Annotated in this window: 1 pseudogene; it reads left to right on the forward strand. The window is 57.9% G+C overall.

Annotated features, from left to right (window positions below):
- Window positions 1–65 precede the first annotated feature (65 nt).
- Window positions 66–577 (forward strand): annotated as a pseudogene (locus tag COO59_RS20615) (RNase A-like domain-containing protein); the annotation flags it as partial.

Below are 577 nucleotides of genomic sequence, written 5' to 3' on the forward strand. Positions count from 1 at the left end.
GTGTTGGTTGTTTTATATACAACACGTTGTTTTAAAACAGGCTTTATCTTAACAGGGAGCGTTATATGGATACAGAGTTACAATTTGCCGTATCGCCGGTGCAGCTGGCGACTGTGCTGGCCGACCGCACGGTAACGGAGGCGGAGGCGCTCAGCAACAGACTGCTGGGCGGGCTGGAGCTGGCGATGGGAGCGGTAGAGCTGGCGGGCGCCGCCGCGCTTTGCATCGTTCCTGAACCCACGATGCTGACGAAAGCGGCCTGCGTGGTTACCGGCGCGCACAGCCTGGACAGCATCAATGCCGCCGCTGGCAGGATACTGACCGGACGTGACGTCCGCACTGCGACGTTTCGAATCACGGAGGCGCTGGCAAAACAGCTCGGCGCAGACGACAGCACGGCCATGTCTGTTGGGCTGACCGTTGATATTGCTGTTCCATCAGCGGCAGGACTGGCGTGGGGCGTGCCGCGGATAAAATATGTTCGGGCGGGCACGCTGAAGCTGGCGGAACATGAAGGCGTAAAGAAAATTGGCGGGCACACCATCAAAAAGCACGTTGCGATTACTGATGAAAAACT

The organism is Mixta theicola (assembly GCF_002895925.1).
GTDB classification, from domain to species: domain Bacteria; phylum Pseudomonadota; class Gammaproteobacteria; order Enterobacterales; family Enterobacteriaceae; genus Mixta; species Mixta theicola.